Annotated in this window: 17 protein-coding genes; 8 read left to right on the top strand and 9 right to left on the bottom strand. The window is 71.6% G+C overall.

The window, feature by feature from the left end; genetic code table 11:
• Nucleotides 1–34 precede the first annotated feature (34 nt).
• From ACFU5K_RS24345 to ACFU5K_RS24335, 3 genes are all read right to left on the bottom strand, one after another.
• Complete coding sequence (locus ACFU5K_RS24345) at nt 35–217, bottom strand: Trm112 family protein (RefSeq protein WP_384065229.1); 183 nt, start codon at nt 215–217, stop codon at nt 35–37.
• Between the two features lie 183 nt (nt 218–400).
• A complete protein-coding gene (locus ACFU5K_RS24340) occupies nt 401–1,768 on the bottom strand; it encodes a phosphomannomutase/phosphoglucomutase (protein ID WP_384065227.1) in 1,368 nt (455 codons plus the stop codon).
• A gap of 314 nt (nt 1,769–2,082) precedes the next feature.
• Entirely contained in the window at nt 2,083–2,454 is a 372-nt protein-coding gene (locus ACFU5K_RS24335) for a DUF3499 domain-containing protein (RefSeq protein WP_384065225.1), read from the bottom strand.
• A gap of 322 nt (nt 2,455–2,776) precedes the next feature.
• On the opposite strand from ACFU5K_RS24335, the gene ACFU5K_RS24330 reads away from it, so the two are divergent.
• Entirely contained in the window at nt 2,777–3,205 is a 429-nt protein-coding gene (locus ACFU5K_RS24330; protein ID WP_384065223.1) for a metallopeptidase family protein, read from the top strand.
• A 79-nt stretch (nt 3,206–3,284) separates the two neighbouring features.
• On the opposite strand, the gene ACFU5K_RS24325 is transcribed toward ACFU5K_RS24330, so the two are convergent.
• The 3 genes from ACFU5K_RS24325 to ACFU5K_RS24315 form a co-directional block, all read right to left on the bottom strand.
• Nucleotides 3,285–4,820, bottom strand: coding sequence for a DUF5719 family protein (locus tag ACFU5K_RS24325; protein ID WP_384065221.1), 1,536 nt, complete (start codon nt 4,818–4,820; stop codon nt 3,285–3,287).
• Complete coding sequence (locus ACFU5K_RS24320; RefSeq protein WP_384065219.1) at nt 4,817–8,623, bottom strand: glycosyltransferase; 3,807 nt, start codon at nt 8,621–8,623, stop codon at nt 4,817–4,819. The genes ACFU5K_RS24325 and ACFU5K_RS24320 overlap by 4 nt, the downstream gene beginning before the upstream one ends.
• Nucleotides 8,624–8,878: 255 nt before the next feature.
• Complete coding sequence (locus ACFU5K_RS24315; protein ID WP_031093859.1) at nt 8,879–9,142, bottom strand: WhiB family transcriptional regulator; 264 nt, start codon at nt 9,140–9,142, stop codon at nt 8,879–8,881.
• Nucleotides 9,143–9,793: 651 nt separating this feature from the next.
• Between ACFU5K_RS24315 and ACFU5K_RS24310 the strand changes: the two genes are divergently transcribed.
• From ACFU5K_RS24310 to ACFU5K_RS24300, 3 genes are all read left to right on the top strand, one after another.
• The gene (locus ACFU5K_RS24310) at nt 9,794–10,330 is read left to right on the top strand and encodes a cysteine dioxygenase (RefSeq protein ID WP_384065217.1); all 537 of its coding nucleotides are present in this window, start codon (nt 9,794–9,796) and stop codon (nt 10,328–10,330) included.
• 187 nt (nt 10,331–10,517) lie between these two features.
• A complete protein-coding gene (gene cofD, locus ACFU5K_RS24305; protein ID WP_384065215.1) occupies nt 10,518–11,474 on the top strand; it encodes a 2-phospho-L-lactate transferase in 957 nt (318 codons plus the stop codon).
• 17 nt (nt 11,475–11,491) lie between these two features.
• On the top strand, nt 11,492–12,796 hold the full coding sequence (locus ACFU5K_RS24300; RefSeq protein ID WP_384065244.1) for a coenzyme F420-0:L-glutamate ligase: 1,305 nt from the start codon (nt 11,492–11,494) through the stop codon (nt 12,794–12,796).
• 24 nt (nt 12,797–12,820) lie between these two features.
• Here ACFU5K_RS24300 and ACFU5K_RS24295 read toward each other — a convergent pair whose 3' ends face one another.
• The 3 genes from ACFU5K_RS24295 to ACFU5K_RS24285 form a co-directional block, all read right to left on the bottom strand.
• Nucleotides 12,821–13,819 (bottom strand): DNA-3-methyladenine glycosylase family protein, encoded by a 999-nt coding sequence (locus ACFU5K_RS24295; protein WP_384065213.1) that lies wholly within the window; start codon nt 13,817–13,819, stop codon nt 12,821–12,823.
• Nucleotides 13,820–13,897: 78 nt separating this feature from the next.
• Nucleotides 13,898–14,989, bottom strand: a complete 1,092-nt coding sequence (locus ACFU5K_RS24290; RefSeq protein WP_384065211.1) for a sugar phosphate nucleotidyltransferase — start codon at nt 14,987–14,989, stop codon at nt 13,898–13,900.
• 79 nt (nt 14,990–15,068) lie between these two features.
• Nucleotides 15,069–16,499: a peptidoglycan recognition protein gene (locus ACFU5K_RS24285; protein WP_384065209.1), complete on the bottom strand. Its 1,431-nt coding sequence runs from the start codon at nt 16,497–16,499 to the stop codon at nt 15,069–15,071.
• Between the two features lie 140 nt (nt 16,500–16,639).
• Between ACFU5K_RS24285 and ACFU5K_RS24280 the strand changes: the two genes are divergently transcribed.
• The 4 genes from ACFU5K_RS24280 to ACFU5K_RS24265 all read left to right on the top strand — a co-directional run bounded on the left by ACFU5K_RS24280 (nt 16,640) and on the right by ACFU5K_RS24265 (nt 22,610).
• Complete coding sequence (locus ACFU5K_RS24280; protein ID WP_384065207.1) at nt 16,640–17,392, top strand: TIGR03089 family protein; 753 nt, start codon at nt 16,640–16,642, stop codon at nt 17,390–17,392.
• A gap of 185 nt (nt 17,393–17,577) precedes the next feature.
• The gene (locus tag ACFU5K_RS24275; RefSeq protein WP_384065205.1) at nt 17,578–19,014 is read left to right on the top strand and encodes an LCP family protein; all 1,437 of its coding nucleotides are present in this window, start codon (nt 17,578–17,580) and stop codon (nt 19,012–19,014) included.
• 223 nt (nt 19,015–19,237) lie between these two features.
• Complete coding sequence (locus ACFU5K_RS24270) at nt 19,238–20,902, top strand: LCP family protein (protein ID WP_384065203.1); 1,665 nt, start codon at nt 19,238–19,240, stop codon at nt 20,900–20,902.
• A 49-nt stretch (nt 20,903–20,951) separates the two neighbouring features.
• Nucleotides 20,952–22,610, top strand: coding sequence for an LCP family protein (locus ACFU5K_RS24265; RefSeq protein WP_384065201.1), 1,659 nt, complete (start codon nt 20,952–20,954; stop codon nt 22,608–22,610).
• The last annotated feature ends 39 nt before the right edge of the window (nt 22,611–22,649 follow it).

The raw sequence follows: 22,649 nt of genomic DNA, 5'->3' as shown, positions 1-22,649 counted from the left end.
TGGGCCTCCGATCACCGTGCTGATCAAGGTGCGGTTAGACGGGGCGCCGGGCCTCGTCGATGAGGAGGACCGGGATGTCGTCGCGCACCGGGTAGGCGAGACCGCAGTCCGCGCCGGTGCAGACCAGCTCGGGGCTTTCGGCGGCGGACCGGTCGTCGAGCGCGGCGTGACAGGCCGGGCAGGCGAGGATCTCCAGAAGGCCGGCTTCGAGCGGCATGGGCGGGTCCCTTCGGGCGTGCGGTGCGGTGCGGACCCGTACGGTCCGCGGAGCTCGGGGCTTGGTCAGCCTACCGCCGGGCCGACAGGGTCGCGGCCCGGCAGGAACCGCCCGACCGGGCATGCGTCGGGCGGCGGCGTGGACACCGGGTGCCCACGCCGCGTGTGCCCCGGTGCCTGCCGGTCACGCGCGGACGAGGGCGAGAACCTCGTCACGTACCGCCTCCATGGTCTTCCCGTCGCGTGCCTCGACGTTGAGGCGCAGGAGCGGCTCGGTGTTGGAGGCGCGGAGGTTGAACCACCAGTCACCGCTCGTGACCGTGAGTCCGTCCAGTTCGTCGAACCGGATGTCGTCACGTCCACCGTAGGCGGCCTTGATCGCGGAGAGGCGGCCCGCCTGGTCGGTGACGGTTGAGTTGATCTCGCCGGACCCGGTGTAGCGGTCGTAGCGCTCCACGAGGCCCGAGAGGGGCCCCTCCTGTCCGCCGAGTGCGGCGAGGACGTGAAGAGCGGCGAGCATGCCGGTGTCGGCGTTCCAGAAGTCGCGGAAGTAGTAGTGGGCGGAGTGTTCGCCGCCGAAGATCGCCCCGTGCGCGGCCATCTCGGCCTTGATGAAGGAGTGGCCGACGCGGGTGCGGACGGGGGTACCGCCGTTCTCGCGCACGACCTCGGGTACCGACCAGGAGGTGATCAGGTTGTGGATGACGGTGCCCTTGCCGCCGTTGCGGGCCAGCTCGCGGGCGGCGACCAGGGATGTGATCGCGGACGGGGACACGCCGTCGCCGTACTCGTCGACGACGAAGCAGCGGTCGGCGTCGCCGTCGAAGGCGAGACCAAGGTCTGCTTCCTCGGCGAGGACCCGGGCCCGGAGGTCGATGATGTTCTTCGGGTCGAGGGGGTTGGCCTCGTGGTTCGGGAAGGTGCCGTCGAGCTCGAAGTACATGGGTACGAGGTCGAGGGGGAGGCCCGCGAACACGGTGGGGACGGTGTGGCCGCCCATGCCGTTGCCCGCGTCCACGACGATCTTGAGCGGACGGATCCCGGAGAGGTCGACGAGTCCCAGCAGGTGCGCGGCGTAGTCGTTGAGCGTCTCGCGCTCGGTGACCGTGCCCGGGACCGCGGCGGCCGCTTCCGGGATACCGTGCTCCGACCACTTCTCGACCAGGGTGCGGATCTCGGTCAGGCCGGTGTCCTGGCCGACGGGTGCGGCTCCGGCGCGGCACAGCTTGATGCCGTTGTACCGGGCCGGGTTGTGCGAGGCCGTGAACATCGCTCCGGGCAGGTCGAGGGCCCCGGACGCGTAGTACAGCTGGTCCGTCGAGCAGAGCCCGATGAGGGTCACGTCGGCGCCGCGTCCCGTTGCGCCGCGGGCGAAGGCGGCCGCCAGACCGGGTGAGGACGGCCGCATGTCGTGGCCGATCACGATGGCGTCCGCCTCGGTGACCTGGACGAAGGCCGCGCCGAAGAGCTCGGCGAGCGGCTCGTCCCACTGGTCGGGCACGACTCCGCGCACGTCGTACGCCTTCACGAGCTGCGACAGGTCAGCTACCACGGCCGGTCCTCCTGGGGGTCTGTGCGGACGGCCCAAACTACCCGGCGGCATCGGACCGTCCGTCAGGGGAGCATGCAGCCCAGCACCACCGTGCTCTGCCCATCGCCACCAGGCACATCACCAGCAACAGGTTCGGGCTCCAGGCCAGGACCTTGCACAGCAGATCCCCTTCCCGCCCGGCGAGTCCGACGACGGCGCCGGCCGTGTCCGCGACACGTCCACGTCAATGCCCCGAGCAGGGAAACGTCCCCGAACGGGCATGTGGCGTGTGGAGGACGGGAAGTGACGAAAAATCAGTGAAACGTGACGCGCCGTCAGGACTCCGGGGAGCGCAGCACCCGCAGATGTCCCCGGCGCGCGACCTCAACCGGGTCCGCCGCACGCGGCCCACGGCCGCCCGGCTGCCGGTCCTGCGGCCTCGCCGCCTCGCGTACGGCGTTGGCGAGCGCTTCGAGATCGTCACCGCTGGGACGGGTGGGCGCCGAGGGGTCGGAGAGCCGGACGACCTCCCAGCCGCGCGGCGCGGTGAGCCGCTCACCGTGCTCGGCACAGAGGTCGTAGCAGTGGGGCTCGGCATAGGTGGCGAGCGGGCCGAGGACCGCGGTCGAGTCGGCATAGACGTACGTCAGTGTCGCGACGGCGGGACGGCCGCACGCGGTTCGCGAACAGCGACGTACAGGGCTCACGATGTTGGACGGTACCGCACTCTTGAGCGGGCTGCGACGACACTCCCCCGGGTCACTCCCTCGTGTCGTCTCCCGGCCCGGTGCGGCACGGCGCCCGTACAGCCGTTCCGACCTGCACGGCAGCCCGTCGGCGCCGGTGTGCGCCAGGGCTCCTGCGGTCACCGGCCCAGGACATGAGCGGTCATTCGACGCAGGCTCCTCGGTCACGGCAAGGACCGGAATCGCACCTGTCCGCGGCCGGAACGCGCATCCGCGGACATCCGGTCTGCCTGCGGAGAAGCCGTGATCGGCGCGCCCGGAGGAGGGTTACGCTGCGTCGGTGATGGACAGTCCCGTAACGCCCCACCCGCAGGAGCCCCGGCCCCGCCGTCGCGACCGTCACGGCCGCGGGATGCGGGGGCCGGTCGCGCCGCCGCAGGTCCCGCTGTCGGTCAGCAGGGCCGAGAGCTTCCGCGACCTCGTCCAGGACTCGGTGGAACGGCTGGAGCGGCGCTGGCCGCAGCTGTCGGACGTCGACTTCCTCGTACTCGACGTACCGGGGTCCCTCGAGGACACGGTGCCGCTGGGCCGCGCGCTGTCCGCGGAGAAGGGCCGTCCTGCGCAGATCGTCGTCTACCGGCGCCCCGTGGAGATCCGCGTCAAGAGCCGGGACGAGCGGGCCATGCTGGTGCACGAGGTCGTGGTTGAGCAGGTCGCGGAGCTGCTCGGCCTGTCACCCGAGTCGGTCGACCCGCGCTACGGGCAGGACTGAGCCGCGCGGGAAGGACCTGGCGCGGCGCACAGGAGCGAGCGCCACGGGCAGGTCGGGCCGGCCCGCGGCGCCCCCGGCCTCAGTCGTCCAGGACGGACAGGTCCTGCCGCACCGCGGGCACCTCGACCGCGCCACCGTCGTCCGGCATCGTCTGCACGGTGAACATGCTGACGCCGCCCTCCTTGAGCGTGAGCGTACGGGCGGCGTGGACCGGGCCGCCCGACTCCGTCTCCACCGTCAGTGCGTAGGCGCCCTTGAGGCCCGCCGGAGCCTCGGGCGTCACCTCGAGCGTCGTACCGCCCTTGACCGTGTAGGTCTTGGAGGTCTTCTCACCGCCGTCGCTGCCCGCCGACAAGGTCACCTTGACCTTGGCCGTCGCTCCGGGGGCGGCCAGGGAGAGGACCGAGGCCTTGGCCCGGTTGTCGGCGACACTCGCCCGGTCGCCGACCGGCCCGGTCGCCGGGATGAACGCGATCTCCTGCCCGGCCCCGCTGCCGCGCACCACGCGCAGAGCCGCGACCACCGGTGTCTCGCTGCCGTCGGTCGAGGTCAGCCGGATCGAGCCGGGCTCACCCCGGGTGATGTTCTTGAGGTCGACGCTCGCGGTCATCTGCGACTTGATGTGCAGGGTGTCGTTCCCGGCAGGTGAGAACGTCGCGTTCTTGCCCATGAGCTGGATCTTCACGTCGGCGTCGTCCTCCCCCGGCGCGAAAGCCACCAGCCGCACGGAGGTGGCGTCCGACGGGATGCCGGGCAGGACCAGGGTCTGCGCCGGGTCGGCGGACTTGGTCAGCCAGTCGCTGCCCACCTTGTCCTCGGCGGCGCTCACGGCGGCGCCGACCCGACCGGTCCGGGTGGTGACGTGGACGGTCACGTTCTCGGCGGCCTCCCCGGTCAGCGTCGAGATCAGGATCGGCACGCTGGACCTGGCCGGGACCGTGATGCCCTCCCCCGCGTCGGACTTGAGGGGGCCCTCGGCCCCGTACAGCTCGATGTCGGCGACGGCGGCCGTGTCGTCGGGGTTGGTCAGGTGGACGTAGTCCTGGCGCGCCGTCGCGGTGCTCGCTCCCGGGAACCAGAAGTCCGTGTCGGGGGTGGTGCAGCTGACACCGAGCAGGCCGCGGGCGCCACCGGCCTCGGCGATGGTGGTCTGCTGGGTCGTCCAGCCGGGAGCGAGCCTGCCGGTCGCGGTGCCGACCAGGGCGGGGGCGCCGGACTTGGACGTCTCGGCGGTGGACGGCTTGCCGAGGTCCTTGAGGGAGAGGACGGGCTTGGCCCCCGCCGTCTTCCCCTTCTCGGCGTCGGTCTCCTTGTCCTTGTCCGCGTCCTCGCCGGCGGGCGCGTCCTCCGTCGGCAGGCGCTCGGCGGCCTTCAGTTCGGCCGCGCCGGCCTCCCCGCCGCCATCCCCCTCCGGGGTGAAGGAGGTGTACGTCGTATCCGCCAGGTCGGACGTACTCGGCTCGGGGCACAGCAGGCTGGAGCGCTCCACCGGAAGCAGTGCCGCTGCCTTCGGCTCGGCCGGGCCCTCGTCGCCGGGCGCGGTGAGCGCGGCGAAACCGGTGACGGCGGCGAGGGCGACGGTGCCCGCGACCAGGTACAGGGGTGTGGACTTCACTCGGACTCGCCTCGCGATGCGTTGCCGGTCGGCCACGGGCCCTGGCCCGGGGCTCTGTTCTCGTCGTACCCGTCCTGGCCCTCGTACGGGGCGGCTTCGCCGGCCCCCGTGGCGTAGGGCTGCTGCTGGGCGTAGCCGTACGGGTCGTAGGCGCCCTGCTGCTGGTACGGGTCCTGCTGGTACGGATCCTGCTGGTAGGGCTCGGCCTGGTAGTACTGCCCGCCCGCGTCCTGGCCGCCGGGATACTGTCCGGTCTCCTGCCCGCCCGGGTACTGGCCGGTGTCCTGGCCCTCCGGATACTGGCTGTAGTCGGCACCCTGGTACTGCTGGGCTTCCCACTCGCCGTAGTTCTGCTGCGGAACGGCCGCGTACGCGCCCGTGGCGTCCTGATCGTCCGGGACGGATGCGTACGGATCGGCGTCCTGCTGCCCGGGGATGTAACGGTCCGGATCGGCGTCCCGGTCGTCCGCGTAGGCGCCGCCGGATACGTCGTCCGTGTACACCGGCCCCTCCGCGTCCTCTGCGGTCGCCTCCGCCTGGGCCGCCGCACGCAGCCTGCGCGCCCGGCGGCCCTCACCGGCGACCGGCTCGGCCGGGACGGTGTCCGTCTCCTCGGGCAGGTCGTCGTCGATCTCCCTGCGGCGGCCCGGCAGGGCCATGACCACCAGGACGATGCCGAGCGCGACCTGCGTCCAGACCCAGGCGGTGTGCGTGATCGGGGCGTCGTACGTCAGGTCGAGCGTGCCGCCCTCGGCGGGGAGGGTGAAACCCTGCGCCCAGCCGTCCACGGTCTTCGGGGTCAGCGCCCGGCCGTTCAGCGTGGCCTGCCAGCCCGGGTCGGCCGCGTCGGCGATCCGCAGCACCCGCCCCGTGCCCCCCTCGGGGATCTTCGTGTGCGCCTCCACGGGCAGCGACCCGACGGGAACGGGCACCGCGTCGTCGCCGGAGGGGACGATCGTCAGTCGCGCGACCTGGCGATCGACCCGCCACAGGGCGCTGCCGTCCAGCTGGCTGAGCCGGCTGAGGCCCGGGGTCGAGTCGAGGACGCGGCTCATCCGGCGGGGCGCCCCGTCACGTACGAGGACGTAGCGGATCGCGAAGCCGCTCAGCTGGCTGCCCTGGTCGGCGCCGGAGCCCGCGACCAGGTTGGCGACCACCTTGTCGAGGTGGCCGTTGCTTCCGCCAGCCTCGGTCAGTTCGGCATCGCCGAGCCGGGCACCCGAGCCGCGGACCAGGCTGTAGGAGACGGCGGCCGGGGACGTGCCCCCGAGGACCAGGGTGCGAGGCTGGTCGCGGGTACTGCTCTCCTCCGCGACGAACGCCGGCACCTGCACCGGGTCGCGGCGCTCCAGCGGTCCGGCCGCGCCCCCGATCATCCAGCCGACCGCGGCCAGGACCGGGGCGATCCCGGCGGCCAGCACGATGAGCGCGGCAACCGGCTGACGCCAGCCGAAGCTGAGGGCGGCGACGCGCACCCGGGCGCCGTCCGCACCGAGCAGCGCGGCGACGAGCAGCGCGATGCCGTAGACGAGGGTCGCGGGCCCCGCCCAGGTCGAGCCGTTGGAGATGGCCGCGAAGAGAAGGCCGGTGAGCACGACCACCCAGGCGGTACGGATGGCGAACTGCCGCTCCCCGCGCAGCAGGGCGGCCAGCGCGGCCAGCACGATTCCCAGCAGCAGGACGCCGCCCGCCGCCTTCGGGCCGCCGGGGCTGATACCGAGCAGGTCGAGGGCGGACGCCGTGCCCGGACCGATGTCGAGCCCGGCCTCCTTCAGGAAGTCCGATGGACTGGTCAGCAGCGAGAGCGACCAGGGCGCGAGGACCAGCAGCGGGGTACCCACCGCGGCCAGGAAGCGCAGGCCGTACGCCGCGATGTCCTTCCGGCGCAGGGCCAGCACCGCGATCCCGAGCACCACGGCCAGCGGCCACACGATCGGGGTGAAGGCGGTGGTGAACGTGAGCAGCAGCGTGTACGCCCAGGTGGCGCGCCAGCTGCCGCGTGCGTTCGAACCGTCCCCGCGCAGCCCGTGAGCGGCCACGGCCGCTCGGGCGATCAGGGGCAGCAGCACGGCCAGGACGGCCGTGCCGAGGCGTCCGGTGGCCAGCGCTCCGGTCGCTGCCGGCAGGAAGGCGTACGCGACGCTCGCCCAGGCACGCAGTAGCCGGGATTCGATCAGCGGGCGCGAGGCGAAGTACGCGGTGAGCCCGGCGAGCGGGACCGAGCAGACGAGCAGCAGGGTGAGCGCGAAGCCCGTGGAGCCGAGGAAGAGTGCCGACAGGGCGGCGATCACACCGAGGTAGGGAGGAGCGGACTGGGTTCCGCCCGTGCCGACGGGGTGCCATCCGTCCGCGTACCGCCCCCAGAGGTCGAAGACGTCGGCCGGGGCGGGCAGCAGGGCGCCGCCCGCGAGCGCGCCGCCGCCGAGGAGGCCGCGGCAGGCCACCAGCGAGACGAGGAGGAGGAGCGCGAAAAGGACCGGCCCGGGCTTGCGGCCGAGCCGCTTGAGGCGCGCGAACTGCTCGATCTGAAGGAAGTCGGCGTCGTCCCCGCCTGGGCCGGACTCGACCGCTCCGTGGCGCGAACCGCCGGAGTCCGTGTCGGTGCGGCTGCCGAAGTTGCCCGCGATCTGTTCGACGGTGGCGCGGACCGTGGCGCCGGGCAGCGGGAAGAGTGACCGCAGCTCGGCCGCGTCCACCGTTCCGCCGCGGCGCGCTCGGCGGGCGGCGAGGATCCGTCCGGGCCGCAGCAGGGTTCCGAAGAGTCCGGCGACCTCGTCGAGTGCCTGGCCGGGCACCTTGCCGACGAGATAGGCGAAGGTGCGCAGCACCGTGCCGACGAGGAGACGGAGCAGGGCCCAGGGGAGCTGCTTGCCGCGGGCGTTGACGAGCATGGTGTAGACGGCGCCGGCCTTGTCGACGCGGTGCGGGCTGGCGACCGACCGCCCGGCACAGTCGATGGGGCGGCGTTCCCTCGCGGAGGCCTCGGCGTGGCGCAGGACCGCGTCCGGGGCGACGAGGACCCGGTGACCCGCCATGTGGGCACGCCAGCAGAGGTCGACGTCGTCACGCATCAGCGGGAGCCTGCGGTCGAAGCCGCCGAGCTCCTCCCAGACGTCACGTCGCACGAGCATGCCCGCGGAGGACACGGACAGGACGGTGCGGACCAGGTCGTGCTGGCCCTGGTCCTGCTCGCGGCGGTCCAGTCCGGTCCAGCGGCGTCCGCTGTTGGCGATGGAGACGCCGACCTCGAGGAGCTGCTTCCGGTCGTACCAGCCGCGCAGCTTGGGTCCCACGATCGCGGCGTGCCTGTCGTTCTCGACGACGCGCAGCATCTCGGCGAGCGCGTCCGGCTCGGGGGCGCTGTCGTCGTGCAGCAGCCAGAGCCACTGGACGGGATCACCGTGCGGGAGCTCGGGAAGGTCGTAGGCGTCGTCGCGCCAGGTCCGTGTGACGGGGTCCCAGCCACTCGGGCGCTTCAGATACGGCAGGTCGTCGGGCGTGAGGACGCCGGCGGAGCGGGTCGCCTCCTCGACGGCGGTGCCGAAGCTCGTACGCCGCGCCAGGTGCAGGACGCGCTCACCGCCCAGCGCCTCGGTGACCAGGCGGGCGGAGTCGTCGGCGCTGCCGGTGTCGGCGGCGACGACGTTCTGCACGGGGCGTTCCTGCCCGAGCAGGCCTGCGAGCACGTCGGGCAGCCAGCGCGCGCCGTCGTGTGCGACGAGCACGGCGGTGACGACGTGCCGGGGGAACTCAGGGGCTGCGGCGGCCGCATTCGGCGCCGCCGGGTGGCTGTGCACGGACATCGGGGTACGGGCCCTCCGGCCGGGTCCGGAGGGGGTCCCCCCGGGGGCTGCATCGGTGTACACGCGCGCCCCGGTGGGGCGTTGACGCGTCTCTCGGACGGGGCCCCACACTAACGGTACGGATGTGCGCCCCGCGCCGAGCGGTTGACCGGCGGGACGCGGAGGTGGCCGGACGTGCCGATGGCCTGGGGGCCGCACCCCTCGGCAGGATGCGGCCCCCAGGCCATCGCGACCCCGGTGTCCGGGGGCGCTGCGTCAGATGGCCGCCTTCTTCAGGCGTCTGCGCTCGCGCTCGGAGAGGCCGCCCCAGATACCGAACCGTTCGTCGTTGTTGAGGGCGTACTCAAGGCACTCGGAACGGACTTCGCAGGCGAGACAGACCTTCTTGGCCTCGCGGGTGGAGCCGCCCTTCTCGGGGAAGAAGGACTCCGGATCGGTCTGGGCGCACAGCGCGCGCTCCTGCCAGCCGAGCTCTTCGTCCGCGTCCTCGACCAGCAGTTGCTGGAACAGCTCGGTCATGTGCGCCCCTCGTCTGTCTCTTGCGTCCCCGTGATGCGGCCGTTATCGATGCGGCCGAACGACACGAGTGAAATTACAAGTGTGTAGCTTCGAGCCAGTCAAGCGAAGATCTGCTATTGGCCCCGGTATTCACTCTGCGGAACCAAGCGTATGCGGAAAGTGTTCAAATTACCAAAAACCTGACATATGCCATCGACGTCGCCCCACGCCCCGCCCTCAAGGAGAAGGACTACTCCGGTCGGCCCGATGCTCCGATTCGATCACCGAAGCGACCAAGATCACAGCAGGGTCACGAGTCCTCAACCGTGTTTGCACACGCCTTTGATGCGCCACCTTGCCTCTGAAATGGGTGCCAAAACCTTTCTTCCGTCCGCACAACCGGATGGGGTGAAAGATTGCCGCCACCTCGCGCATTGAGTTGACAGAACGCACACGGTGCCCGTCTCCTTGACCTCATGCCAGCGACCGCAGCGATGTACGCGACCCACACCCGTGGGTTCCGTAGCGCTGTCCGGACCCGCTGTTGCTGTTCCAGCTGTCACAGCTGTTGAGCCGTAGCGCTCCAGCTCTGATCCAGCCCTCTCCACCGCATTCCGGTCTTCGCGACACCCCCACGTACGCGCATCCACATGCCGAGGAACCACCGCACCCATGAACAGCGACAGCGACCTCTCCATCGCCGGCGACATCCTCGAGGTCCAGCACCTGCTCCGCCCGGCCAGCCCCCACCCCTCCACCGTGTCCGAGTTCGTCGGAATGGCCCGGTCCATCGCCGCGGACCGCGGCCGGTGGGCCCCGCTCGTCCGGTACGACACCACGACCCGCTGGTACCACCGGCTGCACAGCGCTCCCCCGGTACCCGGCCCCGGCAGCGCCACGGCCTTCCCCGGTTACGAGATCTGGCTGCTGAGCTGGGTCCCCGGCCAGGGCAGCGGACGTCACGACCACGGCCTGTCCTCCGGTGTACTCACGGTCCTGGAAGGCGAGTTGACCGAGCACACCACCCGTGGGACGCGGGTTCTGGCCTCCGGTTCCCAGCGTGTCTTCGCACCCGGCTACGTCCACGAGGTCGTCAACCACTCCCTGGAGCCCGCCGTCAGCCTGCACATCTACTTCCCCGGGCTGACCGATATGCCGATGCACTCGGCCCGTTGCGCCGCCGCCGCCGAGAACGTCGTACCGGCCTGACGTCCGGCGACCGCACGGCCGAGGCCCACCCGTCGCCCGCCACCACCCCGACAACGATCAGGCTCCGCCTGACAGCCCACCCGTCACCCGCCACCACCCCGACAACGATCAGGCTCCGCCTGACAGCCCACCCGTCACCCGCCACCACCCCGACAACGATCAGGCTCCGCCTGACAGACTGTTCTGTATGCGCATTGTGGTTCTGGCCGGCGGTATCGGTGGTGCTCGTTTCCTGCGTGGCCTCAAACAGGCCTCGCCCGACGCGGACATCACAGTGATCGGCAACACCGGCGACGACATCCATCTGTTCGGACTGAAGGTCTGCCCCGACCTCGACACCGTGATGTACACCCTCGGCGGCGGCATCAACGAGGAGCAGGGCTGGGGGCGTACCGACGAGACCTTCCAGGTCAAGGAGGAGCTCGCGGCGTACGGCGTGGGGCCCGAGTGGTTCGGCCTCGGCGACCGTGACTTCGCCACCCACATCGTCCGTACGCAGATGCTCGGCGCCGGTTACCCGCTCAGCGCCGTCACCGAGGCGCTCTGCGCCCGCTGGAAGCCCGGGGTCAGGCTGATCCCGATGTCCGACGACCGCGTCGAGACGCACGTTGCGGTGGACGTCGACGGCGAGAGCAAGGCCGTCCACTTCCAGGAGTACTGGGTCAAGCTGCGCGCCTCCGTGCCGGCGCAGGCCATCGTGCCGGTGGGCGCGGAGCAGGCCAAGCCCGCGCCCGGCGTGCTGGAAGCCATCGCCGAGTCCGACGTCATCGTCTTCCCGCCGTCCAACCCGGTCGTCTCCGTCGGCACCATCCTCGCCGTACCCGGAATCCGCGAGGCCATCGCCGAGGCGGGGGTCCCCGTCGTCGGGCTCTCCCCCATCGTGGGCGACGCGCCCGTGCGCGGCATGGCCGACAAGGTGCTGGCGGCCGTGGGCGTCGAGTCGACCGCGGCCGCCGTGGCCCAGCACTACGGTTCGGGGCTGCTCGACGGCTGGCTCGTCGACACCGTCGACGCGGGAGCCGTCGACGAGGTGGAGGCCGCCGGCATCCGCTGCCGGGCCGTTCCCCTGATGATGACGGACGTGGACGCCACCGCGGAGATGGCCCGCCAGGCGCTGGCCCTGGCCGAGGAGGTACGCGCGTGAGCTCCGGACCTGCACGGATGGCGCCCTCGTACCGGGTGTGGGCTCTGCCGGGAATGCCCGAGGTGCGAGAGGGCGACGATCTCGCGAAGCTGATCGCCGCCACGGAACCGGGCCTGGCCGACGGCGACGTCCTGCTGGTCACCTCGAAGATCGTCTCCAAGGCGGAGGGCCGGATCGTCGAGGCCGCCGACCGGGAGGCCGCGATCGACGCCGAGACCGTCCGGGTCGTGGCCCGGCGCGGAGCCCTCCGGATCGTGGAGAACCGCCAGGGGCTCGTCATGGCGGCGGCCGGGGTCGACGCCTCGAACACCCCGGCGGGAACCGTGCTGCTCCTGCCCGAGGACCCGGACGCCTCCGCCCGCTCGATCCGGGACGGCCTGCGGGACGCGCTCGGGGTGGAGATCGGGGTCGTCGTCACGGACACCTTCGGCCGTCCATGGCGCAACGGGCTCACGGACGTCGCGATCGGCGCGGCGGGTGTCAGGGTGCTGGACGACCTCCGGGGCGGCACCGACGCGCACGGCAATCCCCTGAGCGCCACGGTCGTGGCCACCGCCGACGAGCTGGCCTCGGCCGGTGACCTGGTGAAGGGCAAGGCGTCCGGGCTGCCGGTCGCGGTCGTACGCGGGCTGCCCCACGTGGTGGCGGGCACCGGGGAGCCCGAGGAGGGTGCCCGCGCGATGGTGCGGGTGGCGGCCGACGACATGTTCCGGCTGGGGACCTCGGAGGCGGTGCGGGAGGCGCTCGGTCTGCGGCGCACCGTACGGGAGTTCACGGATGAGCCGGTCGACCCCGGCGCCGTACGGCGTGCGGTGGCGGCGGCGGTGACGGCCCCCGCCCCGCACCACACGACACCGTGGCGGTTCATGCTGCTGGAGTCCGCCGGTGCCCGGCACCGGCTGCTGGACGCCATGCGGGAGGCGTGGATCGCGGACCTGCGGCGGGACGGGCGCGGCGATGAGTCGATCGCCAGGCGGGTACGGCGGGGCGACGTCCTGCGCAACGCGCCCTACCTCGCAGTGCCGTGCCTGGTGACGGATGGTGCGCACGCCTACGGGGACGAGCGCCGGGACACCGCGGAGCGCGAGATGTTCGTGGTCGCCGCGGGTGCGGGCGTGCAGAACTTCCTGGTGGCGCTGGCGGGTGAGCGGCTCGGTTCGGCGTGGGTGTCCTCGACGATGTTCTGCCGGTCCGTGGTGCGTGAGGTGCTGGACCTGCCGGACACCTGGGATCCGCTGGGCGCGGTGGCCGTCGGCCATCCCAAGGGTGCGCCCGCGGCACGGGTGCCCCGCGATCCGGAAGCCTTCATCGCGGTGCGCTGAGCCGGGCCGCTCGTCCCGGCCGGTTCACAGCTGGGCGATGTCGCGCGGCGTCATCCGGGGAGCCCGGCGCGCCGGGATGCGGCCCGAGAGCATGATCAGACGCGTCGCACGGTGGCGCTGGCCCTCGTAAGGGGCCAGGAGCGCGAGCATCTCCTCGTCGTCGGCGTTCCGGTTGTCCGCGAGCGCGTGGCCGACGATGCCGGGCAGGTGCAGATCGCCGACCGTGACCGCGTCGGCGGCGCCGTTGGAGCGCTGGAGGGTCTCCGCCGCGGTCCAGGGGCCGATGCCCGGGATCAGCTGGAGTCTGGCCATGGCCTCGGCGAGACCCATCCCGGCAGCTTCCTCCATGCGCCGGGCCACCCGGACCGCGCGCAGGATCGTCGCGGAACGCTTGGCGTCCACACCCGCGCGGTGCCACTCCCAGGACGGGATGAGCGACCAGGTCCTCGCGTCCGGCAGGACGTGGAGGCCGTACGTGGCGAAGCGAGGGTCCGCAGGACCTGGGGCCGGGGTGCCGTGGGTGCGGAGCAGCAGCCGCCAGGCACGGTAGGCCTCGTCGGTGGTGACCTTCTGTTCCAGGATCGACGGAATGAGGGACTCCATCACGAGCCCGGTGCGCAGCAGACGCAGACCGGGCCTGCGGTGCTGGGTGAGGGCGAGCAGCCGGTGGCGCGGGCGGAAGTCGTCCGGGACGTCGTCGGCGCCGAGCAGCCTTGGGAGCCCGTCCAGCAGCCACTGCGCGCCCGGCCCCCAGGCCGCCCCGTGGACCGTGCCGCCGGAGGACGCCGAGACGCGCAGGGTGCCGGGGCCGGCGGGGGTGCGGGTCGCACGCCAGAAGGTTCCGTCGGGCAGCGCGCGGTAGGCGGGGTCGGCCGGGCCGCGCCGCAGCGGGCTCATGACCAGCCGCAGGTCCAGCGGGCCCGGCGGGGTCCAGGTCCGGGTCAGCGCCGGGCCGGACGCGTCCGTGGCCGCCGGTCGCCCGCGGGGTGCGGCGGCGGTACGGGGTACGAAGCGTCCTGCCACGGGTGAGGTCCTCGGTCGTCGGGGGTACCTGTCGAGGGTAAGGCCGATGGCGGTCGTCCGGCGGCCGGACGACCCCGGTCACTGGTCGGAGGAGAAGCGGACCGCCGCGTCCGGGAGGACCGCCCCGCACCAGACGCGGATCCCGTCGCGCAGTTCGTTGTCGGCGCCGACCCGCGCTCCGTCGCCGATCACCGCCCCCGTGAGGATCGAGCGGCTGCCGATCCTCGCTCCCGCTCCGACGAGGGAGTCGGTGATCACCGCGCCCGGTTCGACGACGGCACCCGCCAGCACGGTGGAGCCGGCGATCCTGGCGCCCTCGCCGATCAGCGCGCCGTCCCCGACGACGGTGCCGCCGGTGAGTTTGGCGTCGGCGGCCACGGAGGCGGTGGGCAGGACCAGACGTTCGCCACAGCGGCCGGGGACCGCCGGGGACGGGGCGCGCCCCAGGACGAGGTCGGCCGATCCGCGTACGAACGCCTGTGGGGTGCCGAGGTCCAGCCAGTAGGTGGAGTCGACCATGCCCTGGAGGTGGGCGCCCGATTCCAGGAGCCCTGGGAAGGTCTCGCGCTCCACGGACACCGGCCGCCCGGCGGGAATCGTGTCGATGACCGAGCGGCGGAAGATGTACGCCCCCGCGTTGATCTGGTCGGTGACTATCTCCTCGGGTGTCTGCGGCTTCTCGAGGAAGGCCGTCACCCGGCCGGTGCCGTCCGTCGGCACCAGACCGAAGGCGCGCGGGTCGTCCACCCTCGTCAGGTGCAGGGAGACCTCCGCCCCGGAGGTGGCGTGCGACGCGACCAGGGCCCGGATGTCGAGACCCGTGAGAATGTCCCCGTTGAACACGAGGACGGGTTCGTCCGGGCCGGAGGCCAGTCGCGACGCCACGTTCCGGATGGCCCCGCCGGTACCGAGCGGTTCGTCCTCGGTGACGTACTCGATGGAGAGGCCGAGCGAGGAACCGTCACCGAAGTACGGTTCGAATACCTCCGCCAGATAGGACGTCGCGAGCACGATGTGCTCCACCCCCGCGGCCCTGGCGCGCGCCAGTTGGTGGGTGAGGAACGGCACCCCCGCCGCCGGCACCATCGGCTTCGGGGTGTGAACCGTGAGGGGACGCAGCCGGGTGCCCTTGCCACCGACCAGGAGGATCGCTTCTCTTGCCTCTGTCACAGCACCGTCTCTGCTTCCTGCTGGGGCCGGGCCTCGTATCGGCTGGCCAGTGTATGCAGACCGTTCGGAGCTCTCCCGGTCAGCGGCCCTGCAGCTTGGCCGAACTGGTCCTGGCCGTGCCGAGCTTCTTGTAGAGACGGCTTCCGGGGCATTCGGTTGCGAACCCGTCGCGGTGCCCGGAGATGACGTTGAGTCTGACCTTCGCACCCTTCTTGTACTTGCCGCTGCCGCCGGAGACCAGGGTGACCTTGCCCTTGGGGTTGCGGCCGAACAGGCCGAACTTCCAGGCGGTGAGTTTGGCGATGGCCGTGACCGCGGCGGCGGGCGGGTTCTTCGAGCTGTACGTCCCGAGTACCGCGATGCCCATGCTGTTGGTGTTGAAGCCGAGTGTGTGGGCTCCGAGCACCGCCTTGGTCACACCTCCGGCACGCCCTTCATAGATGTTCCCGCACTTGTCGACGGCGAAGTTGTAGCCGATGTCGCGCCAGCCGCTGCTCTTGACGTGGTAGCGGTAGATGCCGCGCAGGACGCTGGGCGCCTGGGAGCAGGTGTAGTTGTTGCCGGTGGCGCTGTGGTGGATGAAGGCGGCCCTGACCGTCGAGGTGTAGGCGAAGGCGCGCTCACGCAGGCTCTCGTCGGCGCCCCATCCCTTGCGCGTGACGATGCGCGGACGTGGTCCCACGAAGGGCTTGGCGCCGGCTCCGACGACCGCCTGCTCCTCCGATTCGGCTTTGCTCAGGGCGGTGATCTCGGCGGCGCCCAGCGGGGCGAGGTCGGCGTTGACCGCGGAGCTCTCCGCCGCGGCCATGCTGAGGCCCGCGGCTTCCTCAGGGAGCGGGCCGGGCTTGGGGGCCGTGGCGGGGGTCGCGACAGCCGCCGACGGCGTGACGGTGGCCGGGGTGCCCTCGGCGCCTGGCAGCTCCGGGTCGTCGCCGGGATCGACGAGTTCGACGCGGAGGCCGGCCGGGAGCGGCGCCGTGTCGGCGGCGCCGGTTCGCGGTCCGGCGTTCTCGGACCGTACGCGTACCTCGACGCCGTCCGAGTCGCCGACCCAGAGCGGGACGGTGGAGCCGCGTACCCGGCCCGACAGACGCTCGGAGCTGCCGGAGTCGGCCGCGTGGTCGGTGTTGTGGGTCTCCAGGGTCTGCCAGCCTGACCACCGGGTGGTGTCGGTCGCACGGGTGCGGACCTGGACGGTGCCGTGGAGTTCGGTGTCGGCGTCGTCCCAGACGACGCCGACCATGGAGAAGCGGTGGGAGTCCCGCCGGAGCAGCCCCTGTGCGGCTGCGGGGGTCATGGATTCGGAGGGCCGGCCGGTTGCCCGGGGGGCGGCTCCGCCGAGCGGCCGCAGCGGCAGCGACTGTGTCGAACCCGCGGGTTCGACGGGGACGGCCGCGGACGCGTGGGCGACCGGGGCGGAGACGGTGGCGGCGGGTGCGGGGGCGGCGAGCGGGAGGGTGAGTGCCGTCACGCAGGTGACGCCGATGGAAGTTACAAGAAGTGCACGCATACAGGAAATAGTTGGCAGAGTCCGGCATTCCCGGCTACTGGAGTACGCGCGCGTGCAGTTGACGCTCCGTCTGCCGAACCGGTGTACGGATCACCCGTCACGCCCCGCCCGGCCCTCGGCATCCGCGTACCCTTGCGCGGATGAACGCCAGTGATCGCACCCCCGCCGACCTGCTGCGATCCGCGCTCGCCGCGGACCCGGCCCGCCCTCTCGTCACCTTCTACGACGACGCAACCGGAGAGCGCGTCGAACTGTCGGTGGCGACCTTCGCCAATTGGGTGGCGAAGACCGCCAATCTGCTCCAGGGGGATCTGGCCGCCGGGCCCGGCGACCGCCTTGCCCTGCTCCTCCCCGCCCACTGGCAGTCGGCGGTCTGGCTGCTCGCCTGCTCCTCGGTCGGCGTCGTCGCCGACGTGCAGGGCGACCCGGCCTCCGCCGACCTCGTCGTCAGCGGACCGGAGACACTCGACCGGGCCCGCGCCTGCGGCGGTGAGCGGATCGCGCTGGCGCTGCGCCCACTGGGCGGGCGGTTCCCGCAGCCGCCCGAGGGGTTCGCGGACTACGCGGTGGAGGTACCGGGGCAGGGCGACCGCTTCGCCCCGTACGCCCCGGTGGACCCCGCCGCCCCCGCGCTGGTGGTGGGCGGCGCCGAGCTGACGGCGGACCAGGTCGTCGCGCGGGCCCGCCAGGACGCGGCGGCGCTGGGGCTCCTCCCCGGCTCCCGGCTGCTGACCGGCCGGGCGTACGACACCTGGGAGGGACTGTCCACCGGACTCCTCGCGCCGCTGGCCGCCGGGGGCTCCGTCGTTCTCTGCCGCCACCTGGACCAACTGGACGCGGCCGCGCTGACCAGGCGCGTCGAGAGCGAGCGGATCACCAACACGGCGGTATGACAAGCGCGGTGAGGGGCACCCGTCCGGCCCATGCAGGGCCGAGCCCCCGGGACTGAGCACCGGTGGCGGTACATGATCGGGCGGTACGCGGCAACGTCGAGAACGCCGCCTGAAGCACAACCAAGCGTGAGGTTCAGCCGTCTACTTCTGCGACCGGCGGCCACTCGCGCCGCCGAACGTGAAGGATGGACGCAGACGTGAGCGACAGCCCCAACCCTCCGGCCGAACCGGACCGCCCCGACCACTCGGCAGCGGACGAGCCCGAGGACGGGGCGCGCGACGCGTCAGGGACCGCCCCGCAGGACGACGGCGACAGCCGGGACAGCGGGAGCGGTGACGGCGCAACCAGCGGCGGGAACGGTGACGGCGGCTCCGGGAAGGAGGCCGGCGACGGAGGTACTGCCGGGACCGCCGCCCCGGAGAGCGGCAGCGGGAAGGACGGGGACGGGACGTGGGCCGCGCGCCCCGAGCCCGACGGCCGCAAGCGCCACTGGCTCCGCTGGACCGCCCTCGCCGCCTCGTTCCTCGTGCTGGTCGCGGCCGGGGTCGGCTGGTGGCTTTACAACAAGCTGGACGGCAACATCACGACGGACACCAGCGCCGCGGCCGAGCTCAAGGCGTACGAGAAGGACAGGCCGCTGCCCGTCGCGCACGACGCGCAGAACATCCTGCTGATCGGCTCCGACACCCGGTCCGGCGACAACAGCGCCTACGGCCGTGACGACGGTGGCAGCCAGCGCTCGGACACGACGATCCTGCTGCACCTCGCCGCCGACCGCCGGAGCGCGACCGCGGTGTCCATCCCCCGCGACCTGATGTCCGAGATCCCCAGCTGCCACACGGAGGGCGGCAAGGCGACGAAGGCGCAGTTCGCGCAGTTCAACTGGGCCTTCGAGCTCGGCGGCACGGCCTGCACGATCCGCACGGTCGAGAACATGACGGGTATCCGGGTCGACCACCACATGGTCGTCGACTTCGCCGGTTTCAAGGACATGGTCGACGCCGTGGACGGCGTCGAGGTCTGCCTCAAGGAGCCGGTCGACGACCCGGACGCCCATCTCAAGCTCCCCGCCGGGCGGCAGAAGCTCGAGGGCGAGGAGGCTCTGGGCTACGTCCGGGCCCGTAAGTCGATCGGGAACGGCAGCGACACCGAGCGCATGGACCGCCAGCAGAAGTTCCTGGGTGCCCTCGTGAACAAGATGCAGAGCAACGGCGTCCTGCTGAACCCGACGCGGCTGTACCCGGTGCTGGATGCGGCGACCAAGTCGCTCACCACGGACCCGGGCCTCGACTCCCTGCGGGACCTGTACGACCTGGTGCGCGGCATGCGGAACGTACCGACCGAGAAGGTGCAGTTCCTGACCGTGCCCAGGCAGGCCTACCGCGCCGACGCGAACCGGGACGAGCTCGTGCAGCCGGCCGCCGACAGGCTCTTCACCCAGCTGCGGAAGGACGAACCCGTCGCCGTGGTCCCGCCCGAGAAAAACAATTCCGGTGATTCACAGCCGGATCACAGCTCCGAGAACCCGTCCGGCGAAAAGCCCGGCGGTACGGACGGGAGCCCCACGCCGGCTCCGACCTATTCGGGGTCGAATGCGGCGGACGACCCGTGCGGCTCGTAAAGCAATTCCCAAGTATCGGGACGCAATCGGAGTGAAATAGGCGAAATGCCCGGTTGTAAGGGGCGTGGACTTCGTCACGCCCGTGCCCTGTGACCGGTTCTGCCGGATACGCTGACGCGATCCGGTGCTCGTCGCCAGCAGACGGCACATGACCGGGAGAAGCGACCGAGCGCCCTGCCGGGGAAGGTGACTCGCGTGGCACCGACGGAGGATTCAGAAAACCGTGGACGCGCATAACCGTGGGCGGGCGGAGGAAATCGATCCCGCCGACCAGTGGGTGCTCAACCCGCAGACCGGCAATTACGAATTGCGACTGGACAACTCCGGAACAGAGTCGGCGGGCCCTTCCCGGGGGAACGCCGACCTCGCCGGTGGCGGCGAATCCGCCGAATCGCCCGGCCGTGTGCCCGCGCAGCGGAGCCGTACGCGCGGCCACAAGCAGCCGAGGTCCCGCCGCCGCAAGGTGCTGCTGTGGACCGGCGGGGTCATGGCCTTCGTGACCCTCGCCGGGTCGGCCGGGGCCTACGCGCTCTACCAGAAGTTCAACGGCAACCTCGCGACCGTCGACGTGGGCAGCGTGGGCAGCAGGACCGTCGCCCACGCCGACAGCCCGCTCAACATCCTGATCATCGGCACGGACAAGCGGACCGGCAAGGGCAACGAGGGGTACGGCGACAAGGGCAGCATCGGCCACGCCGACACCAACATCCTCTTCCACGTCTCCGCCGACCGCACCAACGCGACGGCGCTGAGCATCCCGCGCGACCTGATAACCGACATACCCGACTGCACCGTCAAGCAGCCGGACGGCTCGGAGAAGGTCATACCGGGCACGAAGAACATCCGCTTCAACGTGAGCCTCGGCCAGGAGGGGCGCGATCCCGGCTGCACGATGCGCACGGTCGAGAAGATCACCGGTCTGCCGGTGGACCACTTCATGATGGTCGACTTCAACGCGGTGAAGACGCTCTCCACCGCCGTCGGCGGCGTCGAGGTCTGCCTGGCCAAGAGCGTCAAGGACGACGACTCCCACCTCGACCTGCCGGCCGGGAAGTCCACCGTCGAGGGCGAACAGGCGCTGGCGTTCGTCCGCACCCGCCACAGTTTCGGGAACCGGAGCGACCTCGACCGGATCAAGGTCCAGCAGCAGTTCATCGGCTCGATGATCCGCCGGATGAAGTCCGAGGACACGCTCACCGACCCGCGCAAGCTCTTCAAGCTGGCCGACGCCGCGACCAAGGCGCTCACCGTCGACTCCGGAATCGGGTCGATCAAGAAGCTGACCTCGCTCGCCAGACAGCTCGGCAGGATCGACCCGAAGAACGTCACCTTCGTGACACTCCCGGTGAAGGACAATCCGGCCGAACCGACGCCCGTCACCGTGGTCGTGGACCAGCAGAAGGCTCCGCAGCTCTTCGGCCTGATGCGTTCGGACACCTCCCTCACCGAGGTGAAGGCGCAGGAGAGGGCGGCCAGGTCCAAGCGGGATGCGGTCCTCGAAGGCAGCAGGGCGAAGCCCGCCGACATCAGGGTCGACGTCCTGAACGGCGGTGACCTCACCGGTGCGGCTGGCGCGACCGTCCGCTGGCTGCAGGACGAGCAGGGCGTGCGCGGCTCGTCGAACGGGTCGAACGCCCCGGCGAAGATCGACAAGACCACCCTGGCGTACGTGCCGGCACAGGCGGACCAGGCCCGCGCGCTCGCGGACATCATGGGCCTGCCCGCCACCGCACTGAAGCAGGGGAAGCCCGGCACCGGAGGGACTCAGGCGATGGTGCTGACCCTGGGCGCGGACTACGAGGGCGCCGGAGTGCCCCTCACCGGTCCGCAGAAGGCACCGGAAGACATTCAGAAGGCCAGCGCCGACAAGGCGGAATGCGCGAAGTGACGATGGGTCGCCGCGCCACAGCGTAAGTCTGAGCAGCAGGGGGGTCCTGGTGGGACGGAACAGCACGCGCGGGGAAGAGGCGCGTCCTCGCGGGCGGCACGACCGCCCCGCCGTGAGCGGCGCGGGGGGCCGTAGCGGTCACGACAGGTCGAAGCGGCCGGCCGCGCCGGCCGGCGAGCAGCGCCCCGGCGGGCCGAACCGCCGTTCGCGGCGGGCGGCCAAAGGAGGCAAACGGCGGGTACTGCGCTGGGTGGCGTGCGTCCTCGCCCTGCTGATACTCGGCACCGGCGGCGCCGGTTACCTGTACTACAGACACCTCAACGGCAACATCAAGAAGGAGGACCTGACGCTCGGCGACAAGAAGATGGCCGACCACAAGGCCAACGCCGCGGGGCAGACGCCCCTGAACATCCTGCTCATCGGCTCCGACGCCCGGGACACCGAGGCCAACCAGAAGCTCGGCGGCGCCAAGGCCAACTTCGGGGGCCCCGCCCTCGCGGACGTGCAGATGCTGCTGCACGTCTCGGCGGACCGCAGCAACATGTCGGTCGTCAGCATGCCGCGCGACACCATGCTGAAGATGCCCAAGTGCACCGACCCCGACTCCGGCAAGGTCTTCCCCGCCAGCACGGACGTCGTCCAGACGAACGAGAGCCTGGAGCGCGGCGGTCCCGGGTGCACGGTGGCCGCCTGGTACGAGCTCACCGGCATCACCATCGACCACTTCATGTTGATCGACTTCGCCGGCGTGGTCTCGATGGCCGACGCGGTGGGCGGCGTCCCGGTCTGTGTCAGGGCCAACGTCTACTCACACACGAGGGACGGCAAGGGATCGGGCCTGAAGCTGACGAAGGGCACCCATGCCGTCAAGGGCAAGCAGGCCCTCCAGTGGCTGCGCACGCGGTACGGCTTCGAGGACAACACGGACCTCGGCCGGACCAAGGCCCAGCACCAGTACCTCAACTCGATGGTGCGTGAACTGCGCAAGGGGACCAAGCTCACCGACCCCGGGAGGCTGACGGACCTGGCGGAGGCCGCCACCAGCGCGCTGACGGTGGACAAGGGCCTCGACACCGTCAAGAAGCTGTACGACCTGGCCGACGAGCTCAAGAAGGCGCCGACCGACCGCATCACGATGACGACCATGCCGAACGTCTACGGCACGGGAGCGCTCAGCGGGCGGGTCTTCCCGAAACCGGAGGAGGCCGAGCAGGTCTTCCGGATGATCCGTGAGGACATCCCGCTGGACGGCAAGGCGTCCAAGCGCAAGACGCCGGTCACGAAGGACCCGGCGGACGCGCCCGCCGACATCGCGGTCAGCGTGCGCAACGCTACCGGCACGGACACGCTCGGTCCGGCCCAGGGCCGTGCGGGCACGGTCGAGAAGCTGCTGAAGGACGCCGGCTTCACCAGGGCGTCGACCGACTCGCAGAACGTCGAGGGCGCGGCCAGGACCGGCATCCTCTACCCGAGCGCGGACCTGGAGGGCGATGCCCAGGCGGTCGCCAAGGCACTCGGGATCCCGGCGTCGCAGGTCAAGAAGTCGACCGATGTGTCGGGCATCGTCCTGGCGGTCGGCGCGGACTGGCGCGAGGCGGGGGCGTACCCGGCCAAGGCCGCGGACGAGAAGACCCCGGAGTCGGCCAACCCGCTGAACGGCGCGGACGAAGAGGCCTGCATGGAGGTCAACCCTGGCTTCACCTTCTGACGCGCATATGGGACAGGCCCCGCCGGCGCCGGCGGGGCC

It is taken from the genome of Streptomyces sp. NPDC057428 (genome assembly GCF_042803195.1).
Lineage (GTDB): Bacteria > Actinomycetota > Actinomycetes > Streptomycetales > Streptomycetaceae > Streptomyces.
This window is presented reverse-complemented; position numbering and strand designations above follow the sequence as displayed.

What these genes read in the sequence shown, in the direction of transcription:
- ACFU5K_RS24345 (WP_384065229.1), bottom strand. Translation starts at nt 217, where the DNA reads ATGCCGCTCGAAGCCGGCCTTCTGGAGATCCTCGCCTGCCCGGCCTGT.
- ACFU5K_RS24330 (WP_384065223.1), top strand. Translation starts at nt 2,777, where the DNA reads ATGGACAGTCCCGTAACGCCCCACCCGCAGGAGCCCCGGCCCCGCCGT.
- ACFU5K_RS24320 (WP_384065219.1), bottom strand. Translation starts at nt 8,623, where the DNA reads ATGTCCGTGCACAGCCACCCGGCGGCGCCGAATGCGGCCGCCGCAGCC.
- ACFU5K_RS24315 (WP_031093859.1), bottom strand. Translation starts at nt 9,142, where the DNA reads ATGACCGAGCTGTTCCAGCAACTGCTGGTCGAGGACGCGGACGAAGAG.
- ACFU5K_RS24310 (WP_384065217.1), top strand. Translation starts at nt 9,794, where the DNA reads ATGAACAGCGACAGCGACCTCTCCATCGCCGGCGACATCCTCGAGGTC.
- cofD (WP_384065215.1), top strand. Translation starts at nt 10,518, where the DNA reads ATGCGCATTGTGGTTCTGGCCGGCGGTATCGGTGGTGCTCGTTTCCTG.
- ACFU5K_RS24300 (WP_384065244.1), top strand. Translation starts at nt 11,492, where the DNA reads ATGGCGCCCTCGTACCGGGTGTGGGCTCTGCCGGGAATGCCCGAGGTG.
- ACFU5K_RS24285 (WP_384065209.1), bottom strand. Translation starts at nt 16,499, where the DNA reads ATGCGTGCACTTCTTGTAACTTCCATCGGCGTCACCTGCGTGACGGCA.
- ACFU5K_RS24280 (WP_384065207.1), top strand. Translation starts at nt 16,640, where the DNA reads ATGAACGCCAGTGATCGCACCCCCGCCGACCTGCTGCGATCCGCGCTC.
- ACFU5K_RS24275 (WP_384065205.1), top strand. Translation starts at nt 17,578, where the DNA reads ATGGACGCAGACGTGAGCGACAGCCCCAACCCTCCGGCCGAACCGGAC.